The 16,884-nt window shown below is 74.2% G+C and carries 16 protein-coding genes and 1 riboswitch; of the genes, 7 read left to right on the top strand and 9 right to left on the bottom strand.

All coding sequences use genetic code 11. The features are described from left to right. Nucleotides 1-135: 135 nt before the first annotated feature. The 5 genes from ACZ6IM_RS08985 to ACZ6IM_RS08965 form a co-directional block, all read right to left on the bottom strand. The gene (locus ACZ6IM_RS08985; protein ID WP_469555378.1) at nucleotides 136-1,059 is read right to left on the bottom strand and encodes an LLM class F420-dependent oxidoreductase; all 924 of its coding nucleotides are present in this window, start codon (nucleotides 1,057-1,059) and stop codon (nucleotides 136-138) included. Nucleotides 1,060-1,141: 82 nt separating this feature from the next. Then, nucleotides 1,142-1,636 carry a DUF6099 family protein gene (locus tag ACZ6IM_RS08980; RefSeq protein ID WP_052840006.1) on the bottom strand — a complete coding sequence of 165 codons (495 nt, stop codon included), beginning with the start codon at nucleotides 1,634-1,636 and terminating at the stop codon, nucleotides 1,142-1,144. 184 nt (nucleotides 1,637-1,820) lie between these two features. After that, nucleotides 1,821-2,171, bottom strand: coding sequence for a nucleotide pyrophosphohydrolase (locus ACZ6IM_RS08975; protein ID WP_052840007.1), 351 nt, complete (start codon nucleotides 2,169-2,171; stop codon nucleotides 1,821-1,823). Further along, nucleotides 2,168-3,403 carry an AAA family ATPase gene (locus ACZ6IM_RS08970; RefSeq protein WP_052840008.1) on the bottom strand — a complete coding sequence of 412 codons (1,236 nt, stop codon included), beginning with the start codon at nucleotides 3,401-3,403 and terminating at the stop codon, nucleotides 2,168-2,170. The genes ACZ6IM_RS08975 and ACZ6IM_RS08970 overlap by 4 nt, the downstream gene beginning before the upstream one ends. A 90-nt stretch (nucleotides 3,404-3,493) precedes the next feature. Further along, nucleotides 3,494-3,886: a cell division protein SepF gene (locus ACZ6IM_RS08965; protein ID WP_052840009.1), complete on the bottom strand. Its 393-nt coding sequence runs from the start codon at nucleotides 3,884-3,886 to the stop codon at nucleotides 3,494-3,496. A 208-nt stretch (nucleotides 3,887-4,094) separates the two neighbouring features. Between ACZ6IM_RS08965 and ACZ6IM_RS08960 the strand changes: the two genes are divergently transcribed. Continuing rightward, the gene (locus ACZ6IM_RS08960) at nucleotides 4,095-7,235 is read left to right on the top strand and encodes an FAD-binding and (Fe-S)-binding domain-containing protein (protein WP_469555372.1); all 3,141 of its coding nucleotides are present in this window, start codon (nucleotides 4,095-4,097) and stop codon (nucleotides 7,233-7,235) included. Between the two features lie 63 nt (nucleotides 7,236-7,298). Here the strand turns inward: ACZ6IM_RS08960 and ACZ6IM_RS08955 are convergent, their stop codons facing one another. Next, nucleotides 7,299-7,763, bottom strand: a complete 465-nt coding sequence (locus tag ACZ6IM_RS08955) for a DUF7144 family membrane protein (protein WP_052840010.1) — start codon at nucleotides 7,761-7,763, stop codon at nucleotides 7,299-7,301. A 405-nt stretch (nucleotides 7,764-8,168) separates the two neighbouring features. Here ACZ6IM_RS08955 and ACZ6IM_RS08950 point away from each other — a divergent pair, with 405 nt between their 5' ends. The 6 genes from ACZ6IM_RS08950 to ACZ6IM_RS08925 all read left to right on the top strand — a co-directional run bounded on the left by ACZ6IM_RS08950 (nucleotide 8,169) and on the right by ACZ6IM_RS08925 (nucleotide 12,931). Further along, nucleotides 8,169-9,515 (top strand): chloride channel protein, encoded by a 1,347-nt coding sequence (locus ACZ6IM_RS08950; protein ID WP_469555368.1) that lies wholly within the window; start codon nucleotides 8,169-8,171, stop codon nucleotides 9,513-9,515. A 163-nt stretch (nucleotides 9,516-9,678) separates the two neighbouring features. After that, nucleotides 9,679-9,981, top strand: coding sequence for a potassium channel family protein (locus ACZ6IM_RS08945; RefSeq protein ID WP_469555364.1), 303 nt, complete (start codon nucleotides 9,679-9,681; stop codon nucleotides 9,979-9,981). A gap of 78 nt (nucleotides 9,982-10,059) precedes the next feature. Then, a riboswitch (cobalamin riboswitch) is annotated at nucleotides 10,060-10,245 on the top strand. 30 nt (nucleotides 10,246-10,275) lie between these two features. Continuing rightward, on the top strand, nucleotides 10,276-10,974 hold the full coding sequence (locus ACZ6IM_RS08940; RefSeq protein WP_052840011.1) for an energy-coupling factor ABC transporter permease: 699 nt from the start codon (nucleotides 10,276-10,278) through the stop codon (nucleotides 10,972-10,974). Further along, the gene (locus ACZ6IM_RS08935) at nucleotides 10,971-11,327 is read left to right on the top strand and encodes an energy-coupling factor ABC transporter substrate-binding protein (RefSeq protein WP_052840012.1); all 357 of its coding nucleotides are present in this window, start codon (nucleotides 10,971-10,973) and stop codon (nucleotides 11,325-11,327) included. Before ACZ6IM_RS08940 ends, ACZ6IM_RS08935 begins: the two co-directional genes overlap by 4 nt. Further along, a complete protein-coding gene (gene cbiQ, locus ACZ6IM_RS08930; RefSeq protein ID WP_052840013.1) occupies nucleotides 11,328-12,077 on the top strand; it encodes a cobalt ECF transporter T component CbiQ in 750 nt (249 codons plus the stop codon). Then, nucleotides 12,074-12,931, top strand: a complete 858-nt coding sequence (locus ACZ6IM_RS08925) for an ATP-binding cassette domain-containing protein (protein WP_052840014.1) — start codon at nucleotides 12,074-12,076, stop codon at nucleotides 12,929-12,931. The genes cbiQ and ACZ6IM_RS08925 overlap by 4 nt, the downstream gene beginning before the upstream one ends. Nucleotides 12,932-12,940: 9 nt before the next feature. On the opposite strand, the gene ACZ6IM_RS08920 is transcribed toward ACZ6IM_RS08925, so the two are convergent. The 3 genes from ACZ6IM_RS08920 to ACZ6IM_RS08910 form a co-directional block, all read right to left on the bottom strand. Then, a complete protein-coding gene (locus ACZ6IM_RS08920; protein ID WP_469555359.1) occupies nucleotides 12,941-14,563 on the bottom strand; it encodes an MFS transporter in 1,623 nt (540 codons plus the stop codon). Nucleotides 14,564-14,700: 137 nt separating this feature from the next. Further along, a complete protein-coding gene (locus ACZ6IM_RS08915) occupies nucleotides 14,701-15,348 on the bottom strand; it encodes a TetR/AcrR family transcriptional regulator (protein ID WP_052840016.1) in 648 nt (215 codons plus the stop codon). 126 nt (nucleotides 15,349-15,474) lie between these two features. Beyond that, nucleotides 15,475-16,821 (bottom strand): APC family permease, encoded by a 1,347-nt coding sequence (locus ACZ6IM_RS08910; protein ID WP_469555354.1) that lies wholly within the window; start codon nucleotides 16,819-16,821, stop codon nucleotides 15,475-15,477. Nucleotides 16,822-16,884 lie beyond the last annotated feature (63 nt).

Here is a 16,884-nt window from a genome sequence, read left to right as displayed (position 1 = left end):
GACGACTGCGTGGACGCCGTGCGCACGAGAGCCCCCAGGGGGTGTTCCCCAGGGGCTCCGGCAGGACGACGGTCACACCATCGCACAGGGCGGGTGACCGGCGCCTTCGGTTATCCGGCTGTCCGGCAGGCGGTCTCAGGCCAGTTGCGACTGGACCTGGGCGGCGATCAGCTCCAGGTGGTCCAGGTCGTCGAGGTCGAGGATCTGGAGGTAGATCCGCTGGGCGCCGGCCTCGGCGTAGCGGCCGATCTTCTCGACGACCTCGGCCGGGGAGCCCGCGAGGCCGTTGGCCTTCAGCTCCTCGACCTCGCGGCCGATGACGGCGGCGCGCCGGGCGACCTCGGCGTCGTCCTTGCCGACGCAGGCGACGAGGGCGTTGGAGTAGGTGAGGGCGTCCGCGCCGCGGCCGGCCGCCTCGGCGGCGGCCCGCACCCGGCCGAACTGGCGCTCGGTGTCCTCGATCGAGGCGAACGGCATGTTGAACTCGTCGGCGTACTGTCCGGCCAGCCGCGGGGTGCGGGTGGCGCCGTGGCCGCCGATGAGCACGGGCACCTTGGCCTGCGCGGGCTTGGGCAGCGCGGGCGAGTCGGTGAGGTCGTAGAACCTGCCGTGGAAGTCGAAGGTCTTGCCCGTCTCGGTGGCCCACAGGCCGGTGACGATCGCCAGCTGCTCCTCCAGGCGGCCGATCTTCTCCTTCGGGAAGGGGATGCCGTACGCCTTGTGCTCCTCCTCGAACCAGCCCGCGCCCAGGCCCAGCTCGATGCGGCCGCCCGACATCTGGTCGACCTGGGCGACCTGGATGGCGAGGACGCCGGGCAGCCGGAAGGTGCCCGCGGTCATGAGGGTGCCGAGACGGATGCGCTTGGTCTCCCGGGCGAGGCCGGCGAGGGTGATCCAGGCGTCCGTGGGGCCGGGGAGGCCGTCCACGGCGCCCATGCGGAGGTAGTGGTCGCTGCGGAAGAAGGCGTCGAAGCCGAGGTCCTCGGTGGCCTTGGCCACGGCGAGCAAGGTGTCGTAGGTGGCCCCCTGCTGGGGCTCGGTGAAGATACGGAGATCCATGTCTCCCATCCTGCCTGCTCGGTCCGGGTGTCCGGCACAGGCTCCGGTCGCGACGCGCGGAGCCCGGCGCGCGGGCCGCTCCCTAGCCCGCCTCCCGCTCGGGTAAGTGCACCTCCTCCCGCTCGGGTAAGTGCGCGTCGCGGTCGGCCAGTTTGCGGAGCATCTCCAGGACCCGGTCCCGTGACTCGTCCGCCGCGTCGATGGCCTCCATGCACTGCCAGTACGTCGCCTCGTCGTCCGCGGCGCAGGCCACGCCCACGAGCGCGATCCCGGTCTCGCCGAGCAGGGTGCCCAGGCGCATCAGGGCCTGCCGGGCGTCGCCCAGTTCGGTGAGCTGGGCGGCGCGCAGCTCACCGGGGGCCAGCTCAGGAGTGTGCAGCACTCCGCAGCCGCGGCCCGCCAGCTCGGTCAACCCGATGGCCTCGCCGCGCAGTTCGGGCGGGCCGTGGACGGCCAGCCGGCTGCCGATCGCCTGGGCCAGCGCCTGCACCTGCCACACCTCAGTCAGCACGTCCGGCACCTCGCCACCGGCTGCCAGGGCACGCCCACTCGTCACGATGAGCCGCACAGCGTCCATGCGCTGCCCCCGTCTGTTCCGACGCGCTCGCGGCGCGTCCGCCCGAACTCCGTTATTCACTACCCAGAGTGAAGGCGTGTGGGGCGAAAAGCCAGAGGAAGGCGGAAATCTGTGGATACCATGGCGATTTCTGGCCGGATCGCAACTGCGGAGAGTGATAACGGAGTGGTTGGCTCCCCCGGCCTCAGCCTTCCGGATCGCCCGCCTCGCCCACGGGGAACCGGGACTCGTTGCGCTCGATCTTCGCCTCCAGCGCGGCCAGCGGGTCGACGCCGAGCACCTCGCAGAACTGGAGGAGGTACGCCAGCACGTCGGCGACCTCGTCCCGCACCCGGTGGGCGGTGTCCGGGTCGGTCATGACCCGGGCCGACTGCTCGGGGGTCGACCACTGGAAGATCTCCAGGAGTTCGGAGGCCTCCACGCTCAACGCGGCGGCCAGGTTCTTGGGGGTGTGGTACGGCTGCCAGTCGCGCGCGGCGGCGAACTCGGCCAGCCTGCGCCGCAGGGCCGCGAGGTCACGGGGGTGATCGGTCACGGGTTCAGGTGTACCACCGTGACGCCGCCCGCCCCGTCCGCCCCCGCCTCCCCGGCGGCTCCCGCCACCCACGACGCGTCGGCGACCGCTCCGACGAAGCGGATGTGCCCGCGGTCGCACATCCGCGCCGCCAGCCGGAGCAGTTCGGCGCGCTGGCGCACGTCCAGCCCGCGGTCGAAACCGTCGGCGAGGACGGTGAGCGTCTGCAGCGCGGCGGGCACCTCGCCGGCCGGGTCGACCTCCAGCACGCCGGGCCCGGTGAACAGCACCAGGGCGAGGGCGAGGTAGCGCAGCTCGCCGTAGCCGAGGCGGGCCAGGCCGGTACGGACGCCGTCGCCCCGGTCGAGGAGGGCGCGGACCACGCCGCCGAGACCCGGTTCGGCCAGCACGTCCTCGACGGGGCCCGCGCATCCGGCCCGTACCGCCGTGACGAACTGCGCGTGCCGCCGGCCGCACTCGGCGCGGGTGCGCCACAGTACGTCGGCGAGGTTGTCGCAGCCGCCGAGCAGGCGCCCGGAGCCGGTGGGCACGGGCTCCCGCATCCGGCCCGGCCGGGGGTCGCAGGCGAAGACGGAGCGCAGGGCGACCACCATCTGCTCGGCCGCCGCGAGCACCCTGCGCTGCCCGTCCGTCTTGCCGGCCACCCGCAGCGGCAGCAGCGGGGTGCCGAGCCGGTCGTCCGGCAGCGGGGCGCGGGTCACGGGTGCCGACCCGGCCGTGTGCCAGGCCGCCTGCACGGTACGGCGGCCGGGGTCGCGCAGCGCGGTCTCCAGGAGCACCACGCCGTCCACCGTCAGCCGCTCCCCCACGATGCGCAGCTCGGGCTCGGCCTGCACGGCGACGTCCAGGTGCACCTGTCCCTCGGCCCCGTCGGCGGTGCAGCCGATGCGGAAGCCCCGTCGGCGCTGCGCGTCGGGCCGGGCCCGTTCGGGCACGCAGCCCGCCGGGTCCGGGAACACCGCGCCGAGTTCCGCGCCGCCGCCGAGCCGGGCCAGGGCGTCGTAGGCCCTGAGCGCGCTGGTCTTGCCGCTGCCGCTGGGCCCGGCGAGCACGGTGAGCGGCCCGAGCCGCAGCACGGCGCGCCGGTGCCCGGCGAAGGCGGACAGCCGCAGCTGGGTGACGCGGGGGCGGCCGGAAAGCGGCGCGACGGACGCGGACGACCCGGACGAGCCGGAGGGCGCAGGGGACGCGGAGGACGCGCGTGACGCGGAGGACGCAGGTGACGCTGCCATATGCGGACCGTAGGACCCTTCCGGACGGCGAACCGTTTTGCCCGTACGGCTTTCCTACGATCGGGGGACCGGCCGGCCAGGGCCGGACCGTCACACTCCCGGAACCCCCACCGCACTCTCCATCAGCCCGTTCACCTCGGTGCCCGCCGGGGTCAGCAGGAAGACGTTGCGGTCCACCCGGTGCATCCCGCTGGCCAGGCCGAAGACGACGCCGGTGCTGAAGTCCAGGACCCGCTTGGCGACCTCGCCCTCGGCGCTCGTGAGGTCCAGGAGCACCGGGATCCCGGCCATCAGGGTCTCGGCGACCTCGCGGGCGTCCGCGAACACGTTGACCCTGAGCACGACGAAACGGCGGCGGCGCTCCGTCTCCGCCTCCGGCATCGCCCGGTGACCGACCGCCGACGGCCAGGCGTCGCGCCCCCGCAGCGGCACGACCTGGGCGAGCCCTTCCCACTGTTCATCGGTGACGTCGTGGCTGTTCACCGGCTCCCCCGATTTCACTCGCCTTCATTGCCTGCACCAGCCAATTCTTACGCCAAGTCACCCGTTCGGCCCAACAGCGACACGGTTGGCGACGCACCGTGTGCGGTGATTGTCCGGCGCCGGGCCGGGTACTCAGCGACGGCCGTCGCGCCCGCGCGGACACCACTGTCGCGCCGGCGGACGTACGCCGACCCACGAAGGAGTGCCCATGGGTGCGCTGGATCTGCCCGAACCCGTCACGCGCGAGGGGGCTCCGCCGCCGGTCGACACCCCCTCGCTCCAGGCCGCCCTGCGCGAGCGGGTCGACGGTGAGGTCAGGTTCGACGCCGGGAGCCGGGCCGCCTACTCCACGGACGCGTCGAACTTCCGCCAGACACCGATCGGCGTGGTCGTCCCGCACACCCCGGAGGCCGGCGCGGAGGCGGTGGCCGTGGCGCGGGAGTTCGGCGCGCCCGTGCTGTCGCGCGGCGGCGGGACCAGCCTGGCCGGGCAGTGCACCAACGCGGGCGTGGTCCTCGACTGGTCGAAGTACTGCACCCGGATCGAGTCGGTGGACCCCGACGCCCGCACCTGCGTCGTGCAGCCCGGGATCGTGCTCGACGACCTGAACCGGCAGCTCGCGCCGCACGGGCTGCGCTACGGTCCCGAGCCCGCCACCCACGCCAACTGCACCCTCGGCGGCATGATCGGCAACAACTCCTGCGGTGCCACCGCGCAGGCGCACGGCAAGGTGGTCGACAACATCGCCCGGCTGGAGGTGCTGCTCTACGACGGCACCCGCTTCTGGTGCGGGGAGACGGACGACGAGGAGTACGCCGAGATCGAGCGGCAGGGCGATCTGCGGGCGACCGTCTACCGGCGGCTGCGCGCGCTGCGCGACACCTACGGGGACGAGATCCGCCGCCGGTTCCCGGACGTCCCGCGCCGGGTCTCCGGCTACAACCTGGACTCCCTGCTGCCGGAGCACGGCTTCGACGTGGCCGGTCTGCTGGTGGGCAGTGAGTCGACGCTGGTCACGGTGTTGCGGGCGGAGCTGGAGCTGGTACCGGTGGTGAAGGAACGCTCCCTGCTGGTGCTGGGGTTCGACACCATCGACAAGGCCGCCGACGCGGTGCCCGACATCCTGCCGCACGACCCGATCGCGCTGGAGGGCGTCGACGCCCGGCTGGTCCGCGACGAGCGGATCAAGCACCTGAATTCCGAGGCGCTGGCCCAGATGCCGGAGGGCAACGCCTATCTGATGGTGCAGTTCGGCGGCGACACCGTCGAGGAGGCCGACGCGCGGGCGCACCGGATGCTGGCGGCCGTGCACCGCTCCGAGCACGACGCCGACTGCGCGTTCCTGGACGACCCGTCGCACGAGGAGGACCTGTGGCAGGTGCGCGAGGCGGGGCTGGGCGCCACCGCGCACATCCCGGGCAGGCCCGACACCTTCGAGGGCTGGGAGGACTCGGCGGTGTCGCCCGAGCGGCTGGGCGACTACCTGCGCCGGCTGCGCGCGCTGTTCGAGGAGTTCGGATACCTGAGCGACACCGGTCCGAGCCTGTACGGCCACTTCGGACAGGGGTGCGTGCACACCCGGATCCCGTTCGACCTGTACACCGCGGACGGGGTGGCGACGTACCGGAGATTCATGGAGCGGGCGGCCGACCTCGTCGTCGAGTTCGGCGGCTCGCTGTCCGGGGAGCACGGGGACGGGCAGAGCCGGGGCGAGTTGCTGTCCCGGATGTTCGGCGACCGGCTGGTCGAGGCGTTCGGGCGGCTGAAGGCCGTCTTCGACCCGCTGGACCGGATGAACCCCGGGAAGGTCGTCGCCGCGTACGGGCTGGACGAGAACCTGCGGCTCGGTGGTGACTGGGCCCCGTTCGAACCCCGCGACCTGCACTTCCGGTTCCCGCACGACGGGGGTTCGTTCGCGCAGGCGGCCAATCGCTGCGTCGGGGTCGGCAAGTGCCGGCAGCACACCAGCGACGGCACGGTGATGTGCCCGTCGTACCAGGTGACCCGCGAGGAGGAGCACTCGACGCGGGGCCGGGCCCGGCTGCTGTTCGAGATGCTCGACGGGCACGGGGACGGCGCGATCCGGGACGGCTGGCGCTCGGATGCGGTCAAGGACGCGCTCGATCTGTGCCTGGCCTGCAAGGGGTGCAAGAAGGACTGTCCGGCGGACGTGGACATGGCCACGTACAAGGCGGAGTTCCTGTCCCACCACTACGAGGGCCGGCCGTGGCGCAGGCCGCGCTCGGACTGGTCGATGGGCTGGCTGCCGGCGCTCGCGCAGGTGGTGGGCCGCACCCGGCTGGCCCCGGTCGTCAACGCGCTCACGCACGCGCCCCTGCTGTCGAAGGCCGCGGTGCTGGTGGCGGGGGTGGCGGACCGGGAGGTGCCGCTGTTCGCGGAGCGGACCTTCGAGCAGTGGTTCGCGGAGCACGAGCCGGAGGGCGACGGCCGCCGCGGGTCCGTGCTGCTGTGGCCCGACACCTTCACCAACCACTTCCACCCGCACATCGGACAGGCGGCGGTCCGGGTCCTGGAACACGCCGGGTGGCGGGTGGAGCTGCCGCACGAGCCGCTGTGCTGCGGGCTGACCTGGATCTCCACCGGTCAGCTCGGGACGGCGGAGAAGGTTCTCACCCGCACCGTGCGCTCCCTGGCCGGCCATGTGCGGGCGGGCGGCCTGGTGGTGGCTCTGGAGCCGAGCTGCACGGCGGTGTTCCGGGCGGACGCGGCCGAGCTGTTCCCCGGCGACCAGGACGTGCTGCGGCTGGCCGAGCGGACGGTGACGCTGTCGGAGCTGCTCACCGAGCACTCCCCGGGTTACCGGCCGCCGCGGGTCCCTGACCGGTCCGCGCGGGCGCTGGCCCAGGTGCACTGCCACCAGCACGCGGTGCTCGGCTGGGAGGCCGACCAGGAGCTGCTGCGCCGGGCCGGGGTGGACGCGGAACGGCTGGACTCCGGGTGCTGCGGGCTGGCCGGCAACTTCGGCTTCGAGCGCGGTCACCTGGACGTCAGTGAGGCGTGTGCGGAGCGGGTGCTGCTGCCGCGGCTGCGGGAGGAGGACGCGTCGACCGTCGTCCTCGCGGACGGCTTCAGCTGCCGTACCCAGATCCACGAGTTCGACAGCGGCGGCCACGAGGGCGTGCACCTGGCGGAGCTGCTGGCCTCGGCCCTGCCGGCCCCCGCGGCCGGTGCCGGGACGCCGGGCAGTGCGTACGGCACCGCGCCGGGCGCCCGTCCGGCCGCGCCGGGGCCCCGGGCCCGGGCCCTGGCCCTCGCGGCCACGGGTGCGGCCGCCGTGGGCACCGCGGCGGCGGCGACGGCACTGGCCCGGAGCCTGCGCCGCCGCTGAGCCCGGACACGACGACGGTCACCACCGCGGGCGCGGGGTGACCGTCGTCGTGGGCGTGGAGCCTCAGGCGCGGGACGGGTGGTCCTGGCGGCTGGCCAGGGCCCAGATCACGAACACGTCGATCGCCATCATGATCACGGACCAGACGGGCGCGTACGGCAGGAACAGGAACTGGGCGATCAGGCTCAGCGAGGCGAGGACGATGCCCGCCACCCGCGCCCAGGCCATGTCCTTGAGCACGCCGAATCCGGTGACGAACACGAGGGCGCCCAGGATGACGTGGACGATCCCCCAGCCGGTCAGGCTCATCTCGTAGACGTAGGTGCCGATACGGGCGTACACGTCGTCCTCGGCGATGGCCGCGATGCCCTGGAGGACGGCGAGCGCGCCGTTCAGCAGCAGCAGTACGCCCGCGAAGACGACACCGCCGGTCACCCAGCCGCTGGTGCGGCCGCCCGAGCGCTGGGCCCAGGAGGCGTCGCCGCCGTGGGACGGCCGGCCGGGAGAGGGTTCGGCGTGCTGGCTCATGAGCGGAGTCCTTTCTGTGTCCCCCGTACGGGGCTGCTGCCCGCCGGTGCCGTCGGCACCGCCAGGTCGGTTAGAGCCTGCGGGCGCCCGCGCTCCCCGGCCAGGCGGGTCCGCCGGACGGGTGAACCGCGCGCCGGGCGTGCGCATGCGGGCGGCAGCGGCCTCGCGTTGACTGAGCCACACCCGCGGCCCCCGGCGACCGACGGCCCGCGGCGCGGAAGAAGGAGGGCGTGTGACAAGTCGGCCGCTGCCCCGGCAGGGCTCGCGACCCCGCCACGGCTCACCGCCCCGCCGACGACCGCTGATCCGCCGCGCCACGCCGTCCCGGCGGGGGCCACTGCGCCGGCGAAACCCGCTTGCCCGGCACGGGTCGCCGGCCCGGTGGGGTCCGTGCGGGTGGCGTCCGTGACCGCGCCGGCGGGGGCTGCTCCGGAGCGGGCCGAGCAGTCGTTGCGGGAGACTCTGCTCAGCCCCGGCTATCGGCGGCTGTTGCTGCTGTGTGTGCTGCTGGGCGTTCCGATCGCGCTGGCCTGCTTCTTCTTCGTCGGGCTCCAGCACGAGTTGCAGCACTGGGTGTGGACCTCGCTGCCCGAGGCGGCCGGTTACGACACCCCGCCCTGGTGGTGGCCGCTGCCCGCGCTGGTCCTCGCCGGGCTGGTCCTGGCGCCGATCGTGACCCGGATGCCGGGCGGCGGCGGCCACCTCCCGGTCAACGGCCTGGGCGGGGCGCCCGTCGGCCCCCGCGCGCTGCCCGGCGCGGTGCTGGCCGCGCTGGCCACGCTGCCGCTCGGCGTGGTGCTGGGTCCCGAGGCGCCGCTCATGGCCGTCGGCAGCGGGCTGGCGCTGCTGGCGGTGCGGCGGGCGGGCGCGGGCGCCGACCGGCGGGCGAGCGCGATCCTGGCCACGGCCGGCTCCACCGCCGCGATCTCCACCATCCTCGGCGGTCCGGTGGCGGCGGCGGTCCTGCTCATCGAGGGGGCTGGACTGGCCGGCGCCCGGATGGTCGCGCTGCTGCTGCCCTGTCTGCTGGCCAGCGCGACGGGTGCCCTGGTCTTCACCGGCTTCGGTCAGTGGACGGGGCTGGAGATCGGCGCGCTGGCCCTGCCCGACCTGCCGCCCCAGGCCAGTCCGGACGCGGGCGACTTCCTGTGGGGCCTGCCCACCGCCGCCCTGATCGCCGTACTGGTCACGCTGGCCCGCGAGCTGGGCCGGCGCACCGTCACCTGGACCCGGCACCGCACGGCCGCGCGCACCGTCGCCTGCGCCACCGCGGTCGGCGTCTGCGTCGCCGCGTACGCGCTGATCACCGGCCGTTCACCGGCCGAGGCGGCGCTGTCCGGGCAGGCCACCCTCGCCCAACTGGCCGCGCACCCGCACGCCTGGTCCGTGGGGGCCCTGGTCGCGCTGGTCGTGTGCAAGGGGCTGGCCTGGGGCATCGCGCTGGGTGCGCTGCGCGGCGGCCCGATCTTCCCGTCCGTGCTGCTGGGCGCGGCGACGGCCCTGGCCTGCTCCAGGCTGCCCGGCTTCGGCACGGCCCCGGCGCTCGCCCTCGGCATCGCCGCCGCGGCGGCCGCGGTGACGGGGCTGCCGCTGGCCAGCTCGGTCCTGGCGGTGCTGCTGATGGGCCGGGACGCCCACGACCAGACGCCGCTGATCGTCATGGCCTCGGTGGTCGCCTTCATCGTCGCCCAACTGGTGCGCCGGACCGAGTCCGGGGCGGGCGGGGCGTCGAAAGCGGGAGCGGCGCGGTGACGGACCGCCGGGCCCCGCATCCGCCCCCGCGCCCCGCCCCGGGCCGGCCCCCGCACCGGCTGGGACGCCGTACGGCCCTGGCTCGTACGGGCAGGGATCGCGGCCGCCGTGGTCGTGGCCTGCTTCCTGCTCCCCCTCGACCACCCGGACAGCCGGCCCGGGGGTGTTCATCTCGCTGCTGATCGTCCTGTCCGTGCGCGTCTTCTCCGCCACGTACCACGCACTGGCCAAGTCGCCGGGCGAGTTCCACGGCCCGCACACCAGGATCGACGCGCTGTACTTCACCGTGGTGACGCTCGCCACCGTCGGGTACGGGGACATCGCCCCGCGGGGCCAGGCCGCGCGGGTGGTGACCGTCCCGCGGATCACGTACCGCTTCGTCTTCCTCACCGCCGCCGCCACCGCGCTGACCACCCGGATGCGGGACATGGTGCTCCGACGGCCCGGGCGGGGCCGCTCCCACTGACGGCGGCGCGGCCCCCGCGCACGGCGGCGGGCGTTTGCGCAGGACCGAGGCCTGCTTGTGTCCACCCCCGTGGGCGCACTACTGTCGCCACGCCTTGGTGAACGGGAAATCCGGTGTGATGCCGGTGCGGCCCTCGCCACTGTGAATCGGGAAGTCCGGCTCCGGCCCTCAGGGGCAGCCACTGGACCGCTTGCGGTCCGGGAAGGCGGAGCACGGGCGGTGGTACCCGTAAGCCAGGAGACCGGCCAAGGCGCGTCGTCCATCCACGAGGTGCTGGAGAGGGTCTGCTGAGCCATGCACATAGCCGAGGGCTTTCTGCCACCGGCGCACGCGATCGCCTGGGGTGTCGCGTCCGCGCCGTTCGTCGTCCACGGAGTCCGGTCACTCACCCGTGAGGTCAGGGAGCACCCGGAGAGCACACTGCTCCTCGGCGCCTCCGGAGCCTTCACGTTCGTCCTGTCGGCGCTGAAACTGCCGTCCGTCACCGGAAGTTGCTCCCATCCCACCGGCACCGGCCTGGGCGCGATCCTGTTCCGGCCGCCGGTCATGGCGGTCCTGGGCACCATCACCCTGCTCTTCCAGGCGCTGCTGCTCGCCCACGGCGGGCTGACCACGCTCGGCGCCAACGTCTTCTCGATGGCGATCGTCGGCCCCTGGGCCGGGTACGGCGTCTACCGGCTGCTGCGCCGCTGGGACGTGCCGCTGATGGTCACCGTGTTCTTCGGGGCGTTCGTCGCCGACCTGTCGACGTACTGCGTCACCAGCGTGCAGCTGGCGCTGGCCTTCCCCGACCCGAGCAGCGGATTCTTGGGCGCGCTCGGCAAGTTCGGGTCCATCTTCGCCGTCACGCAGCTCCCGCTCGCGGTGAGCGAGGGCCTGCTCACGGTGATCGTGATGCGGCTGCTCGTGCAGTCCAGCAAGGGCGAACTGACCCGGCTGGGCGTGCTGCTGACCCGGTCCGGCGAGCGGAAGCCGGAGGCGGTGGCCCGATGAGCCGCAACGCGAAGATCAACACCCTGCTGCTGCTCGCCGTGGCCGCGCTGGCGGTGCTGCCGCTGGTGCTGGGGCTCGGGGACCACAAGGAGGAGCCGTTCACCGGGGCCGACGCGGAGGCGGAGACCGCGATCACCGAGATCGAACCGGACTACGAGCCGTGGTTCTCCCCGTTGTACGAACCCCCCTCCGGGGAGGTCGAGTCGGCGCTGTTCGCGCTGCAGGCCGCGCTCGGCGCGGGCGTGCTGGCGTACTACTTCGGGCTGCGCCGGGGCCGGCGGCAGGGCGAGCAGCGGGCGGCGGCGTCTTCCGAGGCCGCGGCGGCACCGCGGGACACCCCCGAAGGGGACTGAGTGCTGCCGATCGACGCGGCGGCGCACGCCAGTCGCTGGCGGCGCCGCCATCCCGTGGACAAGGCCGTGCTCGGTCTCGGCCTGACCGTGCTCGCGATCTCGCTGCCGCCCTGGCCGGGTGCGGCGCTGGTGCTGGTGACGGCGCTGACGGTGCTGCTCGGCCCGGCGGGCGTGCCCGGACGCCGGCTGTGGCGGGCCTACCGGGTGCCGCTGGGCTTCTGTGTGACGGGGGCGCTGCCGCTGCTGGTGCAGGTCGGCGGCCCGGACGGGTTCCTGACGGCGGCCGACGGCGGTGCGGTGCGCGCGGGTGAGCTGCTGCTGCGCACCTCGGCGGCGTCGCTGGGGGTGCTGCTGTTCGCGTTCACCACACCGATGTCCGACCTGTTGCCGCGCCTGGTGCGGGCCGGGGTGCCCGCGCCGGTCGTGGACGTGGCGCTGGTGACGTACCGGATGAGTTTCCTGCTGCTGGACTCCGTGCGCCGCATCCGGGAAGCGCAGGCCGCGCGGCTCGGGCACACCACCCGGGCGGCGTCCTGGCGTTCGCTCGGCGGGCTCGGCGCCACCGCGTTCGTGCGGGCCTTCGACCGGGCGGCGCGGCTCCAGTCGGGGCTCGCCGGGCGCGGCTACGACGGCACCCTGCGGGTGCTGGTGCCCGAGGCCCGTGTCTCGGTGCCGTTCACGGCGGTGAGCGTCGCCCTGCTGGCGGCGCTGGCCGGCCTCACCCTCGTACTGGAAGGACCCCTGTCGTGAGCGATCCGGCGCAGTCACCGGAAGTGGCCCTGGTCGCCCTGCGGGGCGCGTCGTTCGGGTACGAGGAGGGCCCGGACGTGCTGAGGGGCCTGGACTTCGCGGTGCGCGAGGGGCGGGCGCTGGCGCTCCTCGGCCGCAACGGCAGCGGCAAGACGACGCTGATGCGGCTGCTCAGCGGCGGACTGCGGCCGCGTGCGGGGACGTTGACGCTCGGCGGGGAGCCGGTGTCCTACGACCGCAAGGGGCTGACCCGGCTGCGGACCACGGTGCAACTGGTGGTGCAGGACCCGGACGACCAGCTCTTCGCGGCCTCGGTCGGCCAGGACGTGTCCTTCGGTCCGCTGAACCTGGGGCTGCCCGACGCGGAGGTCAGGTCCCGGGTCGGGGAGGCACTCGCCGCGCTGGACATCGCGGCGCTGGCCGACCGGCCCACGCACCTGCTGTCGTACGGGCAGCGCAAGCGCACCGCGATCGCCGGGGCGGTCGCGATGCGGCCCCGGGTGCTGATCCTCGACGAGCCGACCGCCGGGCTCGACCCGGACGGGCAGGAGCGGCTGCTCGCCACCCTGGACGGGCTGCGCGCGGGCGGCACCACCGTGGTGATGGCCACCCACGACGTCGACCTCGCCCTGCGCTGGTCCGACGACGCCGCCCTGCTCACCCCGGACGGTGTGCGCACCGGCCCGACCGCCGCGACGCTGGCCCGCACCGACCTGCTGCGGCGGGCCGGGCTGCGGCTCCCCTGGGGCGTCGCGGCGGCCGGACTGCTGCGGGCGCGGGGCCTGTTGGCGGACTCGGCGACGGGCCCGCGCACGGCGGAGGAGCTGGCGGCACTGGCCGCGCGGGCCGAGTGACGGGGCGGCTCAGCCCTGGGCGCGGCTCAGCTCGGCCTCCCGGTCCTGAGCCGCGCCCTCCGTCGCCTCTTCCTCGGCCTTGCGGCGGGCCCGGCGGCCGGGCAGCACGGCGAGGACGATCAGGGTGCCGGCCGCCATGATGATGCCGCCGACGAGGCTGGTCGTCGCGACGCCGTGGGCGAAGGCCTTGTTCACGGCGTCGGCGAGGGCCTGTGCCTGCTCGGGTCCGGCGGCCGGGTCGGTGGCGAGCCGCTCGGCGACGGCCAGTCCGCCGCCCACCGAGTCCTGGGCGGTGTCCAGCGCGGCGCCCGGGAGCCGGTCGCCCACCAGGCCGGACAGTTCGTCCCGGTAGGAGGTGCCGAGCAGGGAGCCCAGGACGGCGATGCCCAGCGAGCCGCCGAGTTCCAGCGCGGTGTCGTTGGCGCCGCCGCCGACGCCGAGTTCGCTCTCCGGGAAGGAGCCCATGATGGTGTCGGTGGCCGGGGAGACGCTGAGGCCGATGGCGAGGCCGAGCAGCAGCATCGGGGCGAGGAAGTCGGCGTAGGCGGAGCCCTGGTCGATCAGGACCAGCAGGAAGACACCGACGGTGCCGATGGCCATGCCCGAGCCGACCATGGCCCGCACGCCCAGCCTCGGGGTCAGCCGCCCGGTCACCGCCGCGCCGACGAACACCGCACCGGCCAGCGGCAGCAGCCGTACGCCGGTCTCCAGCGCGCCGTAGCCGAGCACGAACTGCAGGAACTGCGTGGCGTAGTAGATGGCCCCGTAGGTGCCGAAGAAGAAGAACAGCACCGCGAGCATGGAGCCGCTGAACGGCCGCAGCAGGAACCTGCGCACGTCCAGCATGGGGTGCGGGTGGCGCAGCTCCCAGGCCACGAAGGCGACCAGGCCGGCCCCGGCGACGACGGCCGCGGCGACCGGCCCCGCGCCCCAGCCGAAGTGCGGGCCCTCGATGGTCGCGTAGACCAGGCTGCCGACGGAGACGATGGAGAGCAGGCCGCCGACGTAGTCGATGCGGCCCATGCCGGCCGCCCGGGACGGCGGTACGAGAACCAGCGCGCCGACGACGGCGAGCACCGCGACGGGGACGTTGACCAGGAAGGTCGAGCCCCAGGCGTGGTCCTCCAGGAGCCATCCGGCGACCAGCGGCCCGACCGCGATGGCGAGTCCGGAGGTGGCGGTCCAGGCCGTGATGGCGCGGGCCCGCTCCCCCTTCGGGAAGACCGCGACCAGCAGGGACAGCGTGGCCGGCATGACGACGGCGGCGCCGACGCCCATCACCGCGCGGGCCGCGATGACCAGCCCCGTCTCGTGGACCAGGCTGCCCATCACCGAACCGCCCGCGAAGATCACCAGACCGGTGACCAGGGCGCCGCGACGGCTGTACTTGTCGCCGATCGCGCCGAGCACCAGCATCAGCGCGGCGTACGGGACGGTGTAGCCGTCGATGACCCACTGCAGGTCGCTGCTGCTCAGGCCCAGGTCGGTGGTCATGTCCGGGGCGGCCACGATCAGGGACGTGTTGGCCATGACGACGATCAGCAGGCTCAGGCAGAGCACCAGGAGAGCCCACCAGCGCCGGGCGTAGGGCCCGGGCATCTTATCGACGGGGGTGGTGGCCAGTAGGGGCATGGAGGGCTCCCGGAGACAAGCGAGGACAAGTTAATTGCCCATAGATGAGCAGACAAGAGCAGGGTAGTTTGTTGCACACAGGCGTGCAAATAAGGCGCCCCCAAACGAGGGCGCCTGCTGATCGGGTGGGAGGTGGCCTACTCGGCCGGGACGGGCGGGGCGAGCCCCGCCGGGCCCATGCTCTCGACCACGGCCCGCGCGTGCCGCTCCGGCACCCCGGCCGCGATGAGGATGGCCACGGCGGCCCGGGTGCCGTCGTCCTCCAGCGCACCGGTGTTGACCTGCTCCAGGAGCGCGACGACCATCGCCTCGAGTCCGGCGCTGAGCACGGCGGAGGGCAGGTGGCCGGGGAAGACGCCGTCCCGCCGGCCGCGCTCCAGGATGGCGGTGACCACCGCGCGGGCCGGGGCCAGGATCTCGGACACGCGCTCCTCGCCCAGGTCGTGCCGGGCCAGGGCCAGCAGCATGCGGTAGCGGTCGCCCACGGGCCACATCAGCAGCGTGAAGTGCGCGAGCGCCCGGTCGGCCGGTTCGTCCGGGCCCGCCGCCTCGGCCATCGCGGCCCGCAGCACCTCGGACGCCTCCTCTGCGAGGGCTTCGAGGAGCGCCGCGCGCCCCGGGAAGTGGCCGAAGAGGGTGCGCCGTACGACACCGGCGGCGCGGGCCAGCTCCTCCAGGGTGGTGTCCGGGTTCCGCCCCAGCTCCCGGCGGGCGGTGGCCAGGATGCGCGCCCGGTTCGACCGCGCGTTGCGGCGCTGCGGCTCACGGGCGGCGGGCTTGGTCACGGGAACCTCGGGGCGGGACGATGCGGGGAGGGGTGCGAGGGGGAGTGCGGGTGCGGGCCGTCCATTCTGTCACGGGGCGCCACTTGCGGGACGCCGAGCGGGGCGAGCCCGCGTCGGCCCGGAGCGCTACACACCCCTGGCCGCGTCCTTGACCCTGCTCCGCCGTACGGCGGCGACCGCGGCGAGCACCGTCCCCACGGCCACGACGAGCAGGCCGCGCAGCCACACCTCGGCCTCGATCTGCGTGGCGAGCGCGACGCAGGAGGCGGCGCCCAGGACGGGGAGCACGGTCGGGGCGCGGAAGTGGTCCGCCTCGCCCGCGTCGCGACGCAGGACGAGTACGGCCGTGTTGACCATGAGGAAGACGACGAGCAGCAGCAGGACCAGGGTGGACGCCAGGGTGGCGACACTGCCGGTGAGCGCGAGGAGCATCGACAGCAGGGTGGTGACGGCGATCGCGGCCCACGGCGTACGGCGGCCCGGCAGCACCCGGGTCAGCGCGGCCGGCAGCAGCCCGTCCCGGGCCATGCCGTAGGCCAGGCGGGAGGACATGATGCCGGTGAGCAGCGCCCCGTTGGCCACGGCGACGAGGGCGATCGCGCTGAACAGCCGGGTCGGGACGCCACCGGCCTCCTCGACGACCTCCAGCAGCGGCCCGCTCGACTCCGCCAGCCGGTCCGTCGGTACCGCGGCGGACGCGGCGAGGCCCACCAGCACGTACACGGCGCCCGCGGTGGCGAGGGCACCGAACAGGGCACGCGGGTAGGAGCGCCGCGGGTCGCGGGTCTCCTCGGCGACGTTCACCGACGTCTCGAAGCCGACGAAGGAGTAGTACGCCAGAACGGAGCCGCTCAGCACGGCCGCCGCCGCGCCCTTCTCCGGCGTGCCGAGCTGCCCGAGCCGGCCCACGTCGCCGTCGCCGCGCAGCAGCAGCCAGGCACCGAGGACGACGATGACGAGGAGGCCGCCGACCTCCACGACGGTGGCGACGACGTTGGCACGGGTCGACTCCTTGATGCCCCGGGCGTTGACCAGGGCGAGCAGGGCAAGGAACAGCACGGCGACGAGCCCCACCGGAAGCGACACGAAGGCGGACAGGTAGTCGCCCCCGAAACCGCGGGCCAGCGCGGCCACGGAGACGATGCCGGCGGCGAGCATGCAGAAGCCCGCGACGAACCCGGCGAACGGTCCGAAGGCGCGGGTGGCGTAGTGGGAGGCGCCGCCCGCCCGCGGGTACTTCGTGGCCAGCTCGGCGTAGGAGGCGGCGGTCAGCATCGCCAGCAGCAGCGCGACCGCGAGCGGGACCCACACCGCTCCCCCGGCGTCGGCGGCCACCTGCCCGACCAGCACGTAGACGCCCGCGCCGAGCACGTCGCCCAGGATGAAGAAGTACAGCAGCGGGGTGGTCAGCGCGCGCTTGAGCGCCGGGGTGTCCGGGGTGTCCGCCGACCGTGGTGTTCCGAGTCTCGCCATGCCGCCTCAGGTTTCCCGCCGGGCGGAAATCACGCCCTGACCTTGATCTCCACGCGCACCGGA

The sequence above is a fragment of the Streptomyces sp. NPDC042336 genome, from assembly GCF_055581985.1.
The sequence above is the reverse complement of the archived record's forward strand: the minus strand, read 5'-3'. Positions and strand labels throughout refer to the sequence as shown.